General features: G+C 44.0%; 15 protein-coding genes. 13 read left to right on the forward strand and 2 right to left on the reverse strand.

Annotation, left to right across the window (positions count from 1 at the left end; all coding sequences use genetic code 11):
* The first annotated feature begins 18 nt into the window (after positions 1-18).
* The 4 genes from NYE35_RS16615 to NYE35_RS16630 all read left to right on the forward strand — a co-directional run bounded on the left by NYE35_RS16615 (position 19) and on the right by NYE35_RS16630 (position 4,445).
* Complete coding sequence (locus NYE35_RS16615) at positions 19-1,692, forward strand: nickel ABC transporter substrate-binding protein (protein WP_076273206.1); 1,674 nt, start codon at positions 19-21, stop codon at positions 1,690-1,692.
* Positions 1,692-2,447, forward strand: a complete 756-nt coding sequence (locus NYE35_RS16620) for a class I SAM-dependent methyltransferase (protein ID WP_076273207.1) — start codon at positions 1,692-1,694, stop codon at positions 2,445-2,447. Before NYE35_RS16615 ends, NYE35_RS16620 begins: the two co-directional genes overlap by 1 nt.
* 78 nt (positions 2,448-2,525) lie before the next feature.
* Positions 2,526-3,200 (forward strand): class I SAM-dependent methyltransferase, encoded by a 675-nt coding sequence (locus tag NYE35_RS16625; protein ID WP_256718566.1) that lies wholly within the window; start codon positions 2,526-2,528, stop codon positions 3,198-3,200.
* 261 nt (positions 3,201-3,461) lie between these two features.
* On the forward strand, positions 3,462-4,445 hold the full coding sequence (locus tag NYE35_RS16630; protein WP_038571303.1) for an alpha/beta fold hydrolase: 984 nt from the start codon (positions 3,462-3,464) through the stop codon (positions 4,443-4,445).
* Between the two features lie 82 nt (positions 4,446-4,527).
* Here NYE35_RS16630 and NYE35_RS16635 read toward each other — a convergent pair whose 3' ends face one another.
* The gene (locus tag NYE35_RS16635) at positions 4,528-5,163 is read right to left on the reverse strand and encodes a TetR/AcrR family transcriptional regulator (protein WP_326047185.1); all 636 of its coding nucleotides are present in this window, start codon (positions 5,161-5,163) and stop codon (positions 4,528-4,530) included.
* 80 nt (positions 5,164-5,243) lie between these two features.
* Here NYE35_RS16635 and NYE35_RS16640 point away from each other — a divergent pair, with 80 nt between their 5' ends.
* The 7 genes from NYE35_RS16640 (at position 5,244) to NYE35_RS16670 (ending at position 14,682) form a co-directional block, all read left to right on the forward strand.
* Positions 5,244-5,996 (forward strand): hypothetical protein, encoded by a 753-nt coding sequence (locus NYE35_RS16640; protein ID WP_076273208.1) that lies wholly within the window; start codon positions 5,244-5,246, stop codon positions 5,994-5,996.
* Positions 5,977-7,095, forward strand: a complete 1,119-nt coding sequence (locus tag NYE35_RS16645) for a hypothetical protein (protein ID WP_076273209.1) — start codon at positions 5,977-5,979, stop codon at positions 7,093-7,095. Before NYE35_RS16640 ends, NYE35_RS16645 begins: the two co-directional genes overlap by 20 nt.
* Before the next feature lie 565 nt (positions 7,096-7,660).
* Complete coding sequence (locus tag NYE35_RS16650) at positions 7,661-9,025, forward strand: cytochrome ubiquinol oxidase subunit I (RefSeq protein WP_341121691.1); 1,365 nt, start codon at positions 7,661-7,663, stop codon at positions 9,023-9,025.
* Positions 9,022-10,038 (forward strand): cytochrome d ubiquinol oxidase subunit II, encoded by a 1,017-nt coding sequence (locus NYE35_RS16655; protein WP_076143652.1) that lies wholly within the window; start codon positions 9,022-9,024, stop codon positions 10,036-10,038. The genes NYE35_RS16650 and NYE35_RS16655 overlap by 4 nt, the downstream gene beginning before the upstream one ends.
* 68 nt (positions 10,039-10,106) lie before the next feature.
* Positions 10,107-11,951, forward strand: coding sequence for a thiol reductant ABC exporter subunit CydD (gene cydD, locus NYE35_RS16660; RefSeq protein ID WP_076273211.1), 1,845 nt, complete (start codon positions 10,107-10,109; stop codon positions 11,949-11,951).
* Positions 11,948-13,675: a thiol reductant ABC exporter subunit CydC gene (cydC, locus tag NYE35_RS16665; protein WP_341121693.1), complete on the forward strand. Its 1,728-nt coding sequence runs from the start codon at positions 11,948-11,950 to the stop codon at positions 13,673-13,675. Before cydD ends, cydC begins: the two co-directional genes overlap by 4 nt.
* A 416-nt stretch (positions 13,676-14,091) precedes the next feature.
* Positions 14,092-14,682 (forward strand): hypothetical protein, encoded by a 591-nt coding sequence (locus tag NYE35_RS16670; RefSeq protein ID WP_076223699.1) that lies wholly within the window; start codon positions 14,092-14,094, stop codon positions 14,680-14,682.
* A gap of 199 nt (positions 14,683-14,881) precedes the next feature.
* Here NYE35_RS16670 and NYE35_RS16675 read toward each other — a convergent pair whose 3' ends face one another.
* Entirely contained in the window at positions 14,882-15,904 is a 1,023-nt protein-coding gene (locus NYE35_RS16675) for an MBL fold metallo-hydrolase (RefSeq protein WP_076273213.1), read from the reverse strand.
* A 206-nt stretch (positions 15,905-16,110) separates the two neighbouring features.
* On the opposite strand from NYE35_RS16675, the gene NYE35_RS16680 reads away from it, so the two are divergent.
* Together NYE35_RS16680 and NYE35_RS16685 are read left to right on the forward strand one after the other, a co-directional pair.
* Positions 16,111-16,686, forward strand: coding sequence for a TetR/AcrR family transcriptional regulator (locus NYE35_RS16680; RefSeq protein ID WP_076273214.1), 576 nt, complete (start codon positions 16,111-16,113; stop codon positions 16,684-16,686).
* A 384-nt stretch (positions 16,687-17,070) separates the two neighbouring features.
* The gene (locus NYE35_RS16685; RefSeq protein ID WP_036677080.1) at positions 17,071-18,018 is read left to right on the forward strand and encodes an ABC transporter permease; all 948 of its coding nucleotides are present in this window, start codon (positions 17,071-17,073) and stop codon (positions 18,016-18,018) included.
* Positions 18,019-18,024 lie beyond the last annotated feature (6 nt).

An 18,024-nucleotide genomic window follows, 5' to 3' on the forward strand; every position in this document is an offset into this window, starting at 1 on the left:
AGAAAGGATGTACCAAGAATGAGAACGAACCTTAAGACAAAAAGCCTATTATCAAAATCGTTATTCTTTATGCTTCTTGTGGTAGTTATGGTGATATCAGGTTGCGGTAACAGTAATAACAGCAATTCTACGGCTAGAGCCAATAATACCGCCAATAATGAAGCTGCACAAGGATCTGAAGCTCAGGACAAGACAGTCACTGTTGCTATATCGTCCGATGCCGGTATAGACCGATTGGATGCCGGTGCCTATGATGGTTCGATGAATGTGCACGCGATGATATATGAGGGGTTAGTGGAGTATGGTGAAAAAGGCGAAATACTGCCGTCGCTTGCGGAGTCTTGGGATATTTCAGAAGATGGGAAAGTATATACGTTCCATCTTCGCCATGACGTCAAATTCTCTGACGGTACGGAGTTCAATGCCGACGCGGTTAAATTCTCCTTCGAACGATGGATTAAGGATCCAGCCAATTCGTTAAATGTGGCAACTGCGATGCAATCCCTTGTTGTTGTGGACGAACATACGATTACAATGACATTCAACAAAGCGTATTATCCCTTCTTAACCGAGTTATCCTTTGCAAGACCGGTCCGAATTATCAGCCCTTCCGCTGTGGAACCCGCAGGAGATATTACGGGTAAATTCATCAAAGCGATTGGAACTGGCGCATGGATGGCTGAGAGCTACAAAACAGATCAGGAAGCCGTACTCGTCAGAAATCCGAATTATTGGGGAGAAATGCCGAAGCTGTCGAAAATTATTTTAAAGGTAATCCCTGATCCACAGTCCAGAGTACTAGCGCTGCAAGCTGGAGATGTTGACATTGCCGGGGGACAAATGGGAAAGATTCCAGTCGAAAGCGTGCCAGTGATTGAAGCGGATTCTTCACTGACCTTGCAAAAATCACAAGGAACAAACTCTCATTTCTTGATCTTTAACTACAAAACGCCCGCACTTCAAGATCTGAATGTGCGCAAAGCTATCAATTTGGCAATTAATAAAAAAAGCATTGTCGATGATCTTATGGACGGTATCGGCAGTGAAGCCCAAGGTCTGTTTCCGTTGACGGTTCCTTATGTGACGGAATCCAATAATACCTGGTACGGCTTCGATCCGCTGGAAGCGAAGCAGCTGCTAGCAACTGCCGGTTACACGGATTCGGACGGAGATGGAATGGTACAGAAGGACGGAGCGCAGCTTGAGCTTAATTTCGTGCTGCAGCAGGCTGAATATCCCGAATGGAAGTCCATCAGTGAACTGGTTCAGTCTGAGTTAAAGGAGATTGGCATTAGAGTGAATCTTCAGGTTCTTGAGCCGAATGCCTATTACGATGCCTTATGGACAAGCAAAGCCTCTGATCTAATTATGTACCGGACTTATGACGATGCCTATAATCCGCATGCATTCTTGCTCTCCTTATTTCATAAAACAGCTGATGCATCTGCTGTGGTATGGTCTGATCCTGCACTAGAATCTCAAATTGACACAGCAGTAGGAACAACCGATATTCAGGAACGTCAGACCGCATATGACTCCATTTTTTCCAAATTGTATCAGGAGGCTATGTTTGCAGCTATTTATTTCCCTGACGATATCTTGGCAGTTAATAATAGAGTGACTGGATTTAAACCGGGGTACTCCACCTTTATGCCGGTCTTCTGGAATCTACTCGACATAGGAGAAAAATGATGTTAAAAGAGATTTCGAAATACTGGACATCAAGCTCGGAGAGTTATGACAAAGTCATACAGACTCAATTCCGCAGTAAAAAAACTATAAACCTCTGGAAACAGCTGCTTATTAAAGGGTTGGGAACAACTCCCCAGCAAAAGGTGCTGGATGTGGGAACAGGACCTGGCTTTTTCTCCATACTCTTATCACAGATGGGTCATCTGCCTACAGCGGTGGATGCCTCTCAGGGAATGATAGATAGAGCTTCACGAAATTTTGAGAGTTATGGATACAAAGTTCCAGCTTATGTCGCTGATGCTGCCGACTTGCATATGGAGCTAGAGAATAGCTTTGATGCAGTGGTCTGCAGGGATGTAGTATGGACGCTGCCTGATCCACAGAGGGCTTATGCTGAATGGCATCGGATTCTAAAACCGGGCGGGACTCTGATTATTTTTGACGGCAACTATTTATATAAAGAGAGCAAGACTGTATTCCATAGACTTTGGTATGCCTTGTCCTGGACACTGATTCTTCTCACAGAACAAAGAATCCGCCAGCGAAGCAGTCAAGATAAAAACCTGCTAAGCGAGTTGCCATTTGTTAATGTACAACGGCCTGAAGCTGACGGGAAAGCGCTGAAACAGGCCGGGTTCCGCAGCATAGATGTTCACCGGAACTTTATCTCTGCCCGTGAGATGCCGCTCGATTTTTTGAAATACGGTTACCAGAATGTAAACCGGTTCATGATACTTGCCAAGAAGGGTGAATGATAAATGGGTACACAACAAGAGGTGGAAATGTATTGGGAAGGCGAAGCCTAGCTGTACAGCGAAGGCATTCAGAAGGAACTGAACGGATTCCAGCGGGAGGCCTGGCTGAAGCTTATCCTCGCTAACGCACCACAGAAGGAAAGATTGCAGGTTCTAGATATTGGCTGCGGGCCTGGCTTCTTCTCTGTGATTCTCTCAAGTGCCGGGCATCTGGTTACTGCGATCGATTGTACCGACAATATGCTGGAAGAAGCACGTTCCCACTCCAGTCGGGAAGGTGTCACCGTTACTTTCCGCAAGATGGATTCGCACAAGCTTGACTTTGCTGCGGAGAATTTCGATCTGATCGTGTGCCGCAATGTTACCTGGAGCCTTACCGATCCGCAGTCAGCTTACAAAGAGTGGAAAAGAGTACTTAAGCCTGGGGGACGGCTACTGGTTTTTGATGCCAACTGGAATCGCCATCTCTGGGACGAAGAGATGCAGCAAAAGCGAGTAGAGGATCAGAAAGTCTATGTAGATAAGGGCTTTGGTGAGCTCCCGCATCATAAGGACATAGAGGAGACAGACCGTCTGAGTCTTGTATTGCCACTGACCAGAGAGTGGCGTCCCGAATGGGATATACGGACTCTCAAGGAAGAAGGATTCACCACTATTTTTGCTGAAGAGAATTTGAACGCCAAAGTACTGGATGAGAAACAGCAAGTCTTAAACCGGTCAACACCGATGTTCATGATTTGTGCTGAAAAATAATATAATAGTGAGAACCTACACATAATTAAATGAAGTAACAATAAAAAGCAGCGATCCTCTAAATGAGAGGCGCTGCTTTTTGAGTAAAGGACAAGAACATTATTTCATTTCCGATTTGATGTTGATCTAAAACCTCTTTTTTGGCTTGTTCATATTCCGTTCATATTGTCGTCACGAAGAGTACATCTTGATTGATTACACTTTGAATATGTCGTCAAGGCGGCACTTCAGATACAGGGACAAGGAAGGGAAGAGATCAACGTGGCAAATAAGGTGGAAATAAAAACAACTGGGACTAAGAGCCACAAGAAACGGAACCTATGGTTAAAAATAATCGGAGGTATTGTAGGGGCGCTAGTGTTGTTCATGGGCATCGTTTTTATCGTTGATGCAATCAGCGACGGGGTAGAGAAAAAGAAAATCGAATCGTATGGCCAGTATGTCAATGTGGATGGGAAAAAGATGAATGTGCTTATTCAAGGCAGCGGAGAACAAACGGTTGTACTCCTACCAGGACAAGGAACCCCGACACCTGCACTTGATTTCAAATTGCTGATCGATGAGATTACCCCTAATTACAAAGTCGTGGTGGTCGAGCCTTTCGGTTATGGTTTGAGCGATGAAACCGAGAAGGAAAGAACGACTGAGAATATAGTAAGTGAGGTTCACGAAGCTTTGCAGCAACTGGGTGTAGACCGTTACATTCTAATGGGACATTCCATCGCGGGACTATACGGAGCGACCTATGTGAATACTTATCCGGATGAAGTTCTTGCTTTTGTCGGCATCGATAGCAGCGTTCCCAATCAACCCGGAATGGATGTCAAACTACCTTTGAAAGCCATGCAGTTTCTTCAAAAATCAGGGCTAATGAGATTGGTCCAAAAAGTGAGCGGAGATCCGTATGAATCGCTTGCATTCGATGAGCATACCAAAGAACAGATGCGTTTGATATCAAATCAAGTCGCGACCAACCCAACATTGATGAATGAACTGAGCCACCTCGGTTCCAATTTCAAAAATGGAGAAAAAATCACAATGCCAAATGACTTGCCGTTGCTTCTCTTCGTTCAATCGAATAACGAGCACAATAAACAGTGGATTCCACTGCATGAGGAGCAAGTCAAACAATCCGCACAGGGCAAAATGATCCCAATGGAAGGTTCACATTATCTGCATCATACAAAATATAAAGAAATCGCTGAGGCATTCAAAGAGTATATGAAACAAATTCAAATTCAATAGTAGGGTTGATAATTAAACTGCGGAGCCGAACTTGGTTCCGTGGTTTCTTTGTTTTTTCATTTATAAACACGATTTTTAAACCTTATTCCTGGGACATTGGAGTATGGTATACCTCAAGACAAATTTTGGTCATTTCGTCAATGGATTTTGCAAAGTCTGATTGTATCCATTTAAGGAGAACATTATAGAGGGCTCCCGCTTTAAAGTATATTCGGTACACATTCTCATCGCTTTTGTCATGAGCAGTAGAAAGCATCATTTCATTCAAGCAATCCAGAATTACATCATCAAACTTTGCGCTTTGCAGTGCTTTGTAGATGTTCCGCTGCTGAAAAATAACTTCGAAAAGCACTTTGATAAATTTTTGAGGTTCTTTAGCTTTGCCTGTTAATTCATTGGTGTAAGGTAAGAGTTTTTGATTAATTTCGAAAATAAGCGAATCGACCAAATCCACCAGGATCTCTTGCTTGGAGGAATAGTTGTTGTAATAGGCCGTTCGAGAAACCCCTGCGCGCTTCACAATATCGGTGATGGTGATTTTACTAAAAGACTGTTCCTGGATCAAGAAGACTAATGCCGTGCAGATGGCTTCTCTTGTCAAACGGTTAGTTTCTTTATTGGAACGATGCTGAGAGGTATTTGGACTGTATAATTCATGATTTGAGATGACATTTCCCCTCCGTTTGTACATTCTGATGTTCGTTTCATTGTTTTTCATGAGTCTTTTCAATATGCTAAAACCATAAGGCATTACAAATGTAATGTCAAAATAATCGTTAGTTAAAATGGGAGGGCGTCATGTTAGAAATCTTATATAGACGATTGTCAGCGGTCCTGCTTTTGATCCTAGCACTCTGTGCTACGGTATTCATTGGCAAAGAAACGGTAATCTCGATCGTGACCATTATCTTTTTGTTAGCAGAATTAGGCATCTCTTTTTTACTTTTAAAGAAACGTGAGAAGGTACATGTGGTTTTTATTAGTGTGATGGTGGCAGAAGGGCTATTCTTACTAACAAGAGAATTTTGGCTGCTTGCGCTTTCTATCCTGCTGCTGATCGTAGCGGGCATATGTAGAGGACTCTTTGGGCAATCGGGGAGCAGAAGAGTCACTCCGTTTCTAGCCGTTCGTAAAGTGTTATTCAGCATTACTGCACTTATCGTTACTGCACTTTGGGGGATTGGAATCTATGCAAAACCTATTACAACACCTGTGGCATTATCAGCTGATGCGGCTATGACGATCGATGAACGTAAATTGGATTCTGCAGCAATGATGCTGAAAGATATTGAAGTAATGAATTCTTTTGGAAGCCGTACAACCGGCTCTGAGGGTCACAATCAGTTTATTGCTTGGCTGGAGCAGCAGGTAACGGATATGGGGCTGCAAGTATATCGTGATCGCTATACTTTTGACCGATGGGAAGAAAAGAACAGTGCTTTAATGATTGATCACCAGGCAATTCATGTCTCTTCAGCTTTTCCCTATTCCGGGGAAACTGACGAAAAAGGTGTGACAGGGGAGCTGGTGTGTGTATACGAAGCGTGGTGAATATGGCCAGGCCAGTGGAAAAATTGCTGTCATTGAAATTGAGAATTTTAGAAATTTTCCAAGTGGGATCGTTATGAATATGCGGGCTTCATCTCCAATGGACAACCAAATTGCCCCAAATGAAGGCGATCTGGTCCTCACTACAGCTTTAAAAGAAGCTAAATTGGAGCAAGCGACGGAAATGGGCGTAAAAGCTGTTGTTTTAGTCTGGAAAGGGGTATCTGACGATAAGGTTGAAGAGCAATATGTGCCTTTTACCACCGATTATGCAGGAATCCCTGCAATCTGGGTTAATGAAACGGAAGGGAAAAAGGTGATCAGCGCAGCTCAGGAGCATAAAGAAGGTACGGTTATTTTAGAAGCGGAAATTCAAAAAGATGCCCCAACAGAATCCTTTTATGTGAAAATTGACGGTAAGAATAAAGACGAAGCGATTATCGTAAATACCCATACGGATGGGATAAATGTAGTGGAGGAGAATGGCGCTGTGGGCATGCTGTCTATGATTCGTTACTTACAGCAGGAGCAGCCGGAACGTACGATGATTTTCGCTTTTGTGACAGGACATTTTAGATTACCGGAGTTCAAAGGGTCCTCTCAGGCAACTTCCACCTGGATGGAGGGGCATCGAGAGCTGTGGGATGGCAAGAATGGTCATTTAAAAGCTGTAGCTGGAATTACGGTTGAGCATTTAGGCAGCATGGAGTGGAAGGACGATGATACGGGTCATTATGGTCCAACTGGACAAATAAGTACAGAATATACGTATGCAGGCAATGAAATGATGGCAGCCATTTGGCTGAAGGCTATTGAAAAGACAGATAGCACACGTACTGTATTATTGCGTGGACATAACAAGTTTGAGTTTGGAGAGAGTCAGCCCTTATTTGAAGCAGGGATACCGGTGATTGGATTCATTCCAATGCCCGACTATCTGCTCGTGGATAGTGACAACAGAGAGATGGACAAATTTGATGCAAAGCTAATGCATACGCAAATTGTATCGTTGCTGAAAGCGGTCAAGCTAGTGGACGGAACGGAGACGACTAAACTCGGGAAGTCAGATGGGTATTCTTTTTTCTACGGTCGTACTAAATGATGGTGGCAGTTCAAGATTTGTCATGACGAAGATGAAATTAGCTTGAATTCAAAAACACTGATGATTTAAGTCAGTGTTTTTTTGTTGCAAAAAGGGGGTATATTACGGCTTAAAATGAGAAAATTTCGTTTTTTTGTTAGCATCGAAGTAGGAGGAAACTTGTGACATCACATATACGCTAATCAATCAATAGCTCCTTCGGGTGCTTTTTGTGTTATTCACTGAGTTGTTAGAAAGATTTGTCCCTTTCTTGAACGTTTAGGGATTAAGAGATGTCGATGATTGAAATACTTAAAATTTAAGATAAGATAACTTTAATTATTAGGCCACGTTATTAATTTGACTGCTCAGTAACAGGTAAATCAGGTTCGCCAACTCTTGCTTTGTGAAATATTTCTCTTTTTACATAGCAAAGAACGAGGAATGTCATACTAAAACGAACAGGAAACGATGTCGCTGAGCCTTGCTAAACCTGATATTGAATGCAGCCTACAGTTAGCGGGCCTAATCATAAGTATCAACTTAAGACGAAAAATGAACAGAGTTTTGAAGGGAGCAGTAAAGAATGGCAATTGATACGGTGCTATGGAGCAGGCTAGTGACAGGCTTGACTCTCGGGTTCCACGTTATTTTTGCGACGATTGGCGTCGGTATACCGCTAATGATCGCTATAGCAGAGTTCATCGGGATCCGGAAGAAAGACCCCCATTATACACTTATGGCAAAGAGGTGGTCTCGAGGATTTGTCATTTCTGTGGCGGTTGGTGTTGTGACCGGTACAGCGATTTCACTACAGCTGGCCCTGGTATGGCCGAATTTTATGAAACTGGCTGGGAATGTCATTGCACTTCCGTTATTCATGGAGGTGTTCGCGTTCTTTTTCGAGGCTATCTTCCTGGGCATTTATTTGTATACGTGGGATCGGTTCAAAAATCCATATACCCATTGGCTGCTGACGATACCGATTGTCGCCGGGGCAGGCATGTCTGCCGTTTTTATTACGACGGTGAACGGATTCATGAACCAGCCTGAAGGCTTTGTCATGGAAGCAGGCCAATTCACAGCGATTAACCCGGTGCAAGCGATGCTGAATACGGCGACGTTCTCCAAAGTGTTCCATGTATTAAGCTCGGCCTATTTAACAGGAGCTGCCTTGTTAGCCGGGATTGCAGCCTTCGCGATGCTGAGAAAAGGTGTGTCCGCATACCACAAAAAATCTTTAAATCTCATGATGGCGGTCGTTTTACTATTCGGTTTGCTGAACACGTTAGCCGGTGATGTGTCCGCCAAGTTTTTGGCCGAGCATCAACCAGAGAAGCTTGCAGCGGCAGAGTGGCATTTTGAGACGAGTAGCAGGGTGGATTTGGTTCTATTGGGATGGCTGAATACAGAGCATGAAGTTCTAGGGGCTCTTCATCTTCCGAAGCTGCTCAGCTTCCTGGCCTTTGGAAACTTTAATGCAGAGGTGACGGGGCTCGAGGAATTCCCCAAGGAAGAATGGCCACCACTTCTCGTTCATTATCTGTTTGATTTAATGGTCGGAATCGGATTTACTTTGCTCGCGATTTCGTTCCTATATTTTCTGTTTGTGTTCTGGAAAAAGCGTAATGATCTTAACAAGTGGATGCTTCGCATCATCGCACTGAGCGCCCCCCTCGCTTTTCTGGCTGTTGAGCTGGGCTGGTTTTATGCAGAGGTTGGCCGACAGCCGTGGATTATCCGTGGATATATGCGTGTTGAGGAGGCGGCCACGTCTTCACCGAATGTAAGAATTATATTCTTCGCCTTATTGCTCTTGTACATCGTTCTCGGCAGTATGTGTGTAATCGTGCTAAGACGTTTGTTCAACAATAATCCGGCAGAAGCTGAGATGGAGAAATGGATGAAGGATCATCCTAATCAATCTACGGAAAAGGGGGGCACTGAATGATGAGTTACGAATTGATTGGCATCTCGGTGCTCTGGCTGTTTTTGTACGGCTATTTAATTATAGCTTCCATTGATTTCGGAGCGGGCTTCTTCGCCTTTTATGCCCGTTTAACGAAGCAGGATCACCTCATTAATCGTCTGATTTCGCGTTATTTATCACCCGTTTGGGAAATTACAAATGTATTTTTTATCTTTTTCTACATTGGCATCGTCGGTTTTTTTCCGGACACAGCCTATTATTATGGCTCTGCGTTACTTGTTCCGGGAAGCATTGCAGTGATTCTTCTTGCGATTCGCGGTTCATTCTATGCTTTTGAAAATTACGGTTCCAAGAAAAACATAGTATATCTTTTTTTGTACGGAGCTACAGGTTTGCTTATTCCAGCATCGTTGTCAGTGGCGCTAACTTTGTCTGAAGGCGGCTTTATCGTGAAGCAGGGGGAGACGGTTTCTCTGGATTACTGGGCGCTGTTTACCAATCCGTTATCGTGGAGTATCGTTGGACTGGCAATTGTGTCCGTTTTGTTCATTAGCGGCTCATTTCTGACATTTTACGCTTCTCGGGCAGAGGATCATTCCGCGTTGAAGCTGATGCGCAACTACGCCCTGTTTTGGAGCACACCGACGATAATCCTCGCACTTACAGCATTTATCTATTTGGGTCAACACAATGAGCGGCATTTTCAAAATATGATGGATTTATGGTGGTTGCTGGCACTTTCCGTTGCTTTCTTCATGATCGCGATGTGGCTGTTATATAACGGACGCCGTTACGGATTAGCTTTTATATGCGTCATGTTGCAATTTTTCTGTGCCTTTTTCGCTTATGGGATTGGGCAATACCCTTATATTCTTGATCCGTATATCACGATTCAGAGCAGTGCAACTTCACCAGCAATGGGCTTAGCGTTAGTTATTGTGTTTATCGGCGGTCTATGCCTGTTGATCCCATCCCTTATTCTGGTCTTCAGACTCTTCCTGTTTGATGCGGATTATGTAAAAGGGAAAAAATAAAGCTGATTAATCCATTACGGCATGTTTGAGGTTTCCCTACAAGCCTATATATAAAGGAGGTGTGATCTGTGAAGAGGAAATCCAGTCTGATTTCTCAACAAATGTCTTCACAAAGGAAAAACATGGCTCTCCTCGCAATCATTTCGCTCGGGCTTGGTATAGCTATTGTGAGTCAGGCTGGACTGCTTGCTGAAGCAGTCCAACGGATTTTTGTGGAGAGAGCTTCATTTTCATCGGTTATCCTGTTGCTCGGTATACTTCTGGCTATTATGGCTGTACGCACACTATTGTCCTATGGAAACGGTATAGTTGGCTTGCACATGGCAGCTGCTGCCAAGACAAATATGCGCGCAGCCGTGCTGCAAAACTTGACCCATGCTTCCATGCCTTCAACCCTTAGTGGACAGACGGGAGGGAAGGTCAGTATTGCTCTGGATGCTGTGGATGAGGCTGATAGTTATTTCAGTCAATACATGCCGCGTATGATGGAAGCTGCTATCATCCCGGTTCTGATTTTGGTCGTTACATTTATCCAACATGCCAACACGGGGTTCATTCTATTGTTTACTGCTCCGTTCATCCCGCTGTTCATGATTTTGGTAGGGCTGAAAACGAAGAACAAATCCCAAGAAAAATATGCGCAACTCGCTGAGTTTTCAGGGACGTTTCTGGACTCTCTTCAAGGACTGGTGACATTGAAAATATTCGGACGGGCTCACCGTCAGCAACAGGAGATTGAACGCAGTAGCTTGGGTTATCGTGATGCCACGATGGGTATTCTGAAGATTGCGTTTACGAATACCTTCATGCTGGAATCAATCGTGATGCTAAGCATTGGTATTGTGGCTCTCGAACTGGCCATCCAGTTGCTTGTTTTCAAAGCTATGACGTTCCACACTGCCTTTTTCGTTTTGCTGCTCGTTCCCGAGTTTTACAACCTGTTAAAGAATACGGGAACAGCCTTTCACAGCGGCCGGACAAGTATGGGTGCGGTTCGTAAGGTGGAACAGATGCTTGAGGAAACGGCAGGGGAGAGCAGGGACGCTAATGGCATTGAAGGAGCATTAACAACCGATGGAATCGACGAGATCGACAGCATAGATAAGGTCGGGGATAGGACCGACAGAATAAGCAAACTGGAACTTGCCCATTCCGGAGACCTTTTAATACCACCGTCTATCGTAATTGACCAACTTCGGTTTCAGTATGCTCCAGATTCTTTCGAGCTTAAGACGGGGCGGATCAAGCTTAGTCCAGGAGAACACATTGCGATTGTTGGCAAAAGCGGTTCCGGCAAAACGACTTTGCTACATCTCATTGCCGGTCTGCTGAAACCAGAATCGGGTACGCTTCTGGTGAATGGAAGTCCACTCTCGCAATACGATGAAACCGAATGGTTCGAACATGTTAGCTACATTACACAGCATCCGTATATTTTTGCAGGCACATTTTCTGAAAATATTGCGATTGGTGCTGGTGGAAACATCTCCAGAGCTGAAATTGAGCGGGCGGGGGAGGAAGCCGGACTCGCTGCGCTTACAGCCCAATTAGAGCATGGATTTGATACCTTTGTTGGTGAAGGAGGCCGGGGACTGTCTGGTGGGGAAAAGCAGCGGCTTGCCTTAGCACGCGCTTTTTTGAAGCGTCCTGCTATCATTTTGTTTGATGAACCCACAGTTGGACTGGATTTGCACACCGAGCGGGTACTGCAACGCTCCATAGCCAAACTGGCAAAAACGGCTACGATGATTACGGTGGCTCACCGATTATATACGATTCAACAAGCCGACAAGATTTTGTTTATGGACAATGGAGTGTTGGTGGACTCGGGACGACATGACGAGCTTCTGGAGCGCCTGCCTCAGTATGCCGAGATGATTGATGTAGAGCGGAAAGGGGGGATATCCTCATGAATGAACTGGCTGTTCTGTCAAAGGCGATGATTCAGGAGCGCAAGGATATCATTCTTTCGATTTTGGGTGGATTTATTGCCGGCATAGCCGGTGTGGCACTCTTTTCTGCGAGCGGGTATCTGATTTCACAAACGGTATTTGCGCCACCGCTTTATACTTTAATTGTACTCACCTCCATGGTCAAACTGCTGGGTCTGCTTCGGGCGGCGAGTCGTTATGGAGAACGCTTGTATTCTCACCGGGCGACTTTCTCCATGCTTAGCCGTTTACGTACATCCTTTTTCGCCAAGCTTATTCCTTTAACGCCTGGTATATTGAACAAAAATCGAAGCGGGGATCTGCTTGCGCGGATCGTTGGGGATGTGGAAAGTTTGCAAAATTATTTTTTGCGAGTCGCTTATCCTCCGATCATGGTCGTCATGGTATTTTTGGCTACGGTGCTGTTTACTTCTACCTTTTCGATCTGGATTGCCGTTTTGTTTGTAATAGGTATGCTGGTAACGGCATTCGTTGTACCGGGAATTGTGTTACTCGGGCAGCGGAGAACACATGGACGCGTTCGTGAGCAGAGGGCGCAGCTGTCCACGGAAGTTACCGAAGTGTTGTACGGTTTCCGGGATTTGAAAGTATATGGTCAATTGGCACAGCGGGAGGAGCAGCTTCAGCATGCTTCCGCTGTATTGGCAACTGAACAGCAACGAGCAGCCGGGCACTTGCTGCGCGGGCAATCGATGCATACTTTTGTTACATTTCTCGTTTCCTGGGGAGTGCTGACGCTCGGCGCCTATTTAATTATGGAAGGAGCGCTTGCAGGCGTATTTCTTGCCATGTTGGTTATGGCATCACAAACTGTATTTGAAGAAGCGGCGGCTATGGCCACATTACCCGCGTATAAAGAGGATAGCGAACACGCAGCCAAACGACTGACGGAAACAGTTCAGACTTTTGATGAGCAGTCTTCGCAACCAAGTGGCACATTGCCTGTTAATCATGCTGTTACGATGGAACTATCCAATGTTACATTTCAATATGAAGGGGAGTGGAGACCGGCACTCAGGGATATGTCCCTGCACATTTTACCTGGCTCCAAAACGGCAATAGTCGGGCCGAGTGGGTCAGGAAAATCAACAATTATCGAATTGCTGCTCAAACTGCGAACATCAACGACTGGCGAGATACGATTAAACGGTATTTCGGTGAAGGAACTGGACGAGACGAGCATTTGGCAAACGGCTAATGTGGTATTTCAGCAAAATCATTTCTTCCGGGGAACGATTCGGGACAACCTGCTGCTAAATGGAGAAGAACACGCTGACGAACAATTGTTGGATGTGCTAGCTAAAATGCAGCTGCCCGATACATCGTTGACCGATATGGTGTATGAAAAAGGGGAGAATCTGTCAGACGGCGAGAAGCAGAGGTTGGCTATGGCGCGAGCGATGCTCCGCAAAGGACGGGTATGGCTTCTGGACGAACCAACTTCATCGCTGGATTATGTGACAGAGCATCACGTATTGAAGCATCTCTACGCACAGGCGGCTAATGATACGCTTCTCCTGATTTGTCATCGGCTAACCGGATTAGAAGAGATGGACCAGATTGTGGTCATGGACCAAGGCAGGGTAGTCGAAACGGGGTCCTATTCGGAGTTGATGGGGCAAAAAGGCTATTTTTATGAGATGAAACAAATCGAACAGCAAATGATCGGAGAAGTTGAAGTGTAAATATAGACCAAACACATCAACTTGTTGCAAATGCCACTTCTCAGATTCCGATGGTTTATACACGATTGATTCAAAAAATGGTTAAGATAAAAACTAAAGGTTGATCTTGTTTGGTATTATCCCCTTCAAGTAGACACTCGAAAAAACCTGCATGTTATCATGGAGGTTCGAGTGACACTTGGAGGGGATATTTTCATGGCGAAAAAAGGACAAACATTCCAACGGAAAAGGGCCACACAAGCTCCTTGCGAAGCTCGATTTAGATTGTAATGATCTTTATTGCTGTCACATTTTGGGTCGAGCTCTTCGTTGTATAGAGCGTAAAAACAGAATCGAAAGATGAGGCAGATCGTTTCAAGGCATTTTTTGAACTTAAGGAAAAGGTGCTAAAGAACGGGGAAGCAGGGCTGTTTTATATGGTTGCCAATAACCCGAATCATCAAACAGATCTTGGAACGAAGTTGACTATCTTCTACAATCCATCTCAATTGCGCGATAAGATTACGGATAAATCCATTAAGATCGCAGACAACATCAATGGAAATTATACTTTCCAAAAGGCGGACGTAATCTTTAAAAATGCTCAGGAAGTGAATCCTCCTTCTTCGGAAGAAAAGAAGAAAATGGCAGAAAAGCTGAGAAAACAGGCGGAAGAGTCCAATAAGGGCTATGCAATGATGTCTGTTGAAATGACAGATCAGTTTTCTCTTCTCAATGTTACGTATCAAAATGGCGAAGATAAAATCGGGGTTATGATCAATAATCTGAGCGGGAAAAGCGACCCAACATCGTATATTGACGAGAAAGTTGAATTTAAGCAGGAGAAGGTTCAAGTGAAGGGTGTAGAAATGCTGCATACAGAATTTGGTCCTTCGCAGTGGCACGAGCTGAAATGGGTATACGAGAGCCCAGACAAAAAGGTGAAATACGCCTATACTATACAAGGAGACTTGAATAAGGTAAGCAAAGAAACCTTGATGAAACTTGCCGAAGGTTATTTGGAATAATAAGTCCAACAACAACGGGAATCTTCTCCAATCCAAATGAGGGGATACCCTCTAGTAAGTCATAGTCCTTCTCCATTTTTTATCATAATCGTTTCTAAGCACCGTTTTTAATTTCGTGGAACAATTCAAAAGAACGGCCGCTGTTCGCATCATTTGCGACAGGGCGGTTCTTTTGTTTTCATAGGTTAGCTGTAAATTGCTATTCTTGCCAAACACTCATAGGGTCCCATGGCTTGATCTGATTGTCATATTTTCCAGCCAAAAAAGCTTTCATGTCTTCCAGCTTAGCAGGCACCTCGTTCCAAATTGGAAGGGGTGGTAACCCTCGTTTGCTTTTCAATAGGATATCCACTGTAACATACAAGCGTTCTGGCTGAATCCAATGAAGGAAGAGGGAAATATCCATTTGCTTGGTCAGGGACAAGGAATCGATTTCGTCATTGTAATGCTTGTTGAACTCGCTGATCAGGTTCAAGAGGTAGTCTCGCTGTTCCTTCACGAAATCCAAGCCGCAAATGGCGCCATGCCCTGGAACAACGATTTCGGGTTTAATTTCATCAATAATGCGATCAAGCACTTTAACCCAATTGAGAGTTCCCTCTTCGCTGTATGCCGTACAACCATTAAACACGACATCGCCAGCGAACAGCACTTTTTCTTTTGGCATCCACAACAGTAAGTCACTATCAGAATGGGCTGGAGCTACGTTGTGAATCATAACTTCTGTATCGCCAAGACGGATGTTGATATCGTCCTTTATCTCAATACTCGGGAGCACCCATTCTACGCCTTCCAGGTCGAATCCTTCAAATTCCGCTGCAAAAAACCGCTCACCCGGAGTCGATTCCGGAGAATTCTTTCCTCTTCTGATGACGCTGTCCATCCAAGCGATATTTTCGGTGAGACGCTCTCTGGAGGCTTCCTTGTGCATAATAATACAAGCATCTTCAAACACTTTGTTTCCCCAGGCGTGGTCGCTGTTATAGTGCGAGTTCACCACATATGCGGGAGAGCTGCCGTTGCTTACTTCCATAAAAACCTCCCGCATTTCCCGCGCATGGAACAAATCGAAGAATGTGTCATACACCAACCCATCACCCTTGTTGATAAATCCGGCATTGGCCCAACTGATCCCACGATACGGCGAAATACCAGCAAAGACGCCATCTGCGACTTCAAAAAATTTAACGCGAGGTTTTTGGATAATACGTCCATACTTCATAAAAATTCTCCTTTACGTATATGTTTTTAGGATAAGGCATACTGACTAAGTCATTATTATAGAGAATGAAAAGAATAAATGCAAGCGAGTACTTGCTTTCATTTATTCTATGCGATATGATAGTAAAAGAGCATGCTCACGCAAGTGGTACCTGACTGCAAAACTTGTAGTAGAATAGGATTAACATATGCAAAAGGAGAACTACAATGCAAACTTCAGACAGAATCATTGAAGCCGCGACACGTCTCATCAAAAAGAATGGCTATCGGGGTGTAAGCACCAAAGCCATTGCAACGGAAGCTAAAGTAAATGAATCTACGATTTTCCGGCAATTCGGAAGTAAGCAAGGGATATTGGAAGCCATCATTCAAAGACATTCGGATATTCCGCAATTTGAGAAGCTGTTAAAAGAGGAAGCGACCGATAATCCGGAAGTCGATCTGCTGAATGTAAGTCAGCAGTACCGTTTGTTCTTCCATAAAAATGCGGACATCATTTTGATTGGTATCCGCGACAAAGGAATGCTTCCCGAATTAGACAGAGTGCTGGCCGATCCGCCGGCGAAACTTCACTCCTTGCTGGTTGAATATTTTGAACGCTTGCAGAAGAAAAAAGTTATCGCCAGGCAGGATGAGCGTCTTGTCGCAATGTCTTTTCTCTCGATGTGTTACGGATTTCAGATGAGCGAGCTGATTCATCGGCAATATCAATCCCAATTCGTCACCGAGGAAGAGTTCTACAAGCATAGTGTCTCATTGTTTGTTAAAGGAATTTTGGTCTAGTCATAAGCATTATTGATTTATATATTGAGAAGTCTAAACTTACGTGAACAGGGATGGAGGATGCCTTTTTTGCTCATGAATGTAGTTTTTAGTAATGGAAAATAAAATACGTGGATGCATTATATAAAAACAGACTCATTAAATTAAGCCCATTTTTTTCTAGGGCTTTTTTTGTTTGGGACCTCAGGATTGTATTTGGTCTATACTCAAACTTTCGTGTCAGAGTTATTGTACGAGCTTTAATGCAAGACAATCATGCCTATTGTATTCGAATTATCCGAGGCTGTACTTACTTAATATCTTATAAGAAATTCTTGAAATTACAGAAATTTATCCAATAACGAGATGCTATTATACAAATACAAATAAAGACGAGGTGATGATATGCAAGCAAAATTGGCAGCGGACGCCATTCCCCTCCCCAAAAAGCGGAACTCATGGATAAGGACGATAAAAAAGTATAAAGTGATGTACGCTCTCTTGTTCCCGGCATTAGTTTACTTTGCCGTATTCAAATACATTCCTATGGCGGGAATCATTATTGCCTTTAAAAACTATAACCTAGCTTTGGGACTATGGGATAGCCCATGGGTGGGATTTAGAAATTTCACAGATTTTATGAACGGCGTTTATTTCTGGGACATCATGAGAAATACGATTATCATATCCCTGTATAAGCTGTTGTTCGGTTTCTCAGCTCCTATCATACTTGCTTTGCTGCTCAATGAAGTTTATACCCAATGGTTTAAGAAAATCGTACAAACGATCACTTATTTACCCCACTTTCTATCATGGGTCATTGTTTATGGAATGATGGTGGCATTACTAGCCCCAGGGGATGGTCTTTTTAACATGATTTTGAAGGAAACTGGAGTTGAACCCATCTCATTCCTAACGGAACCTGCCTGGGGCAGACTGCTGATCATCTTATCTGAAATATGGAAGGATATTGGATGGGGAGCGATATTGTACCTTGCAGCATTAGCAGGAATCGATCCAAGCTTATATGAAGCGGCTAGAATTGATGGCGCTTCCAAGTGGAGACAGCTATGGCATGTAACACTTCCCGGCATTCGAGGCGTTATGATTCTGATGCTGATCCTTAAATTAAGCCATATTCTGGATGCTGGTTTTGACCAAATATTCATGTTTGCCAACAGCTTTAATCAGGAGAAGATCGACATTATCGACACATGGGTATACCGTGAAGGGCTCGAGCGACTTAAGATTGGCTTGGCTACTGCTGTGGGATTATTTAAAGCGGTCATCGGATTTGTTTTAGTGTTGGCAGCGAATAAGCTCGCCAAAAAATTCGATGGGCAAATTTGGTGAGGTGGT

Origin of the sequence: Paenibacillus sp. FSL L8-0494 (assembly GCF_038003695.1) — a bacterium.
GTDB classification, from domain to species: domain Bacteria; phylum Bacillota; class Bacilli; order Paenibacillales; family Paenibacillaceae; genus Paenibacillus_AQ; species Paenibacillus_AQ odorifer.

Bases quoted from the DNA above. Each gene is read 5' to 3' on its own strand.
- NYE35_RS16615 (WP_076273206.1), top strand. From the start codon at position 19: ATGAGAACGAACCTTAAGACAAAAAGCCTATTATCAAAATCGTTATTC.
- NYE35_RS16620 (WP_076273207.1), top strand. From the start codon at position 1,692: ATGTTAAAAGAGATTTCGAAATACTGGACATCAAGCTCGGAGAGTTAT.
- NYE35_RS16635 (WP_326047185.1), bottom strand. From the start codon at position 5,163: ATGAAAAACAATGAAACGAACATCAGAATGTACAAACGGAGGGGAAAT.
- NYE35_RS16640 (WP_076273208.1), top strand. From the start codon at position 5,244: ATGTTAGAAATCTTATATAGACGATTGTCAGCGGTCCTGCTTTTGATC.
- NYE35_RS16650 (WP_341121691.1), top strand. From the start codon at position 7,661: ATGGCAATTGATACGGTGCTATGGAGCAGGCTAGTGACAGGCTTGACT.
- NYE35_RS16655 (WP_076143652.1), top strand. From the start codon at position 9,022: ATGATGAGTTACGAATTGATTGGCATCTCGGTGCTCTGGCTGTTTTTG.
- cydC (WP_341121693.1), top strand. From the start codon at position 11,948: ATGAATGAACTGGCTGTTCTGTCAAAGGCGATGATTCAGGAGCGCAAG.
- NYE35_RS16670 (WP_076223699.1), top strand. From the start codon at position 14,092: ATGGTTGCCAATAACCCGAATCATCAAACAGATCTTGGAACGAAGTTG.
- NYE35_RS16675 (WP_076273213.1), bottom strand. From the start codon at position 15,904: ATGAAGTATGGACGTATTATCCAAAAACCTCGCGTTAAATTTTTTGAA.
- NYE35_RS16680 (WP_076273214.1), top strand. From the start codon at position 16,111: ATGCAAACTTCAGACAGAATCATTGAAGCCGCGACACGTCTCATCAAA.
- NYE35_RS16685 (WP_036677080.1), top strand. From the start codon at position 17,071: ATGCAAGCAAAATTGGCAGCGGACGCCATTCCCCTCCCCAAAAAGCGG.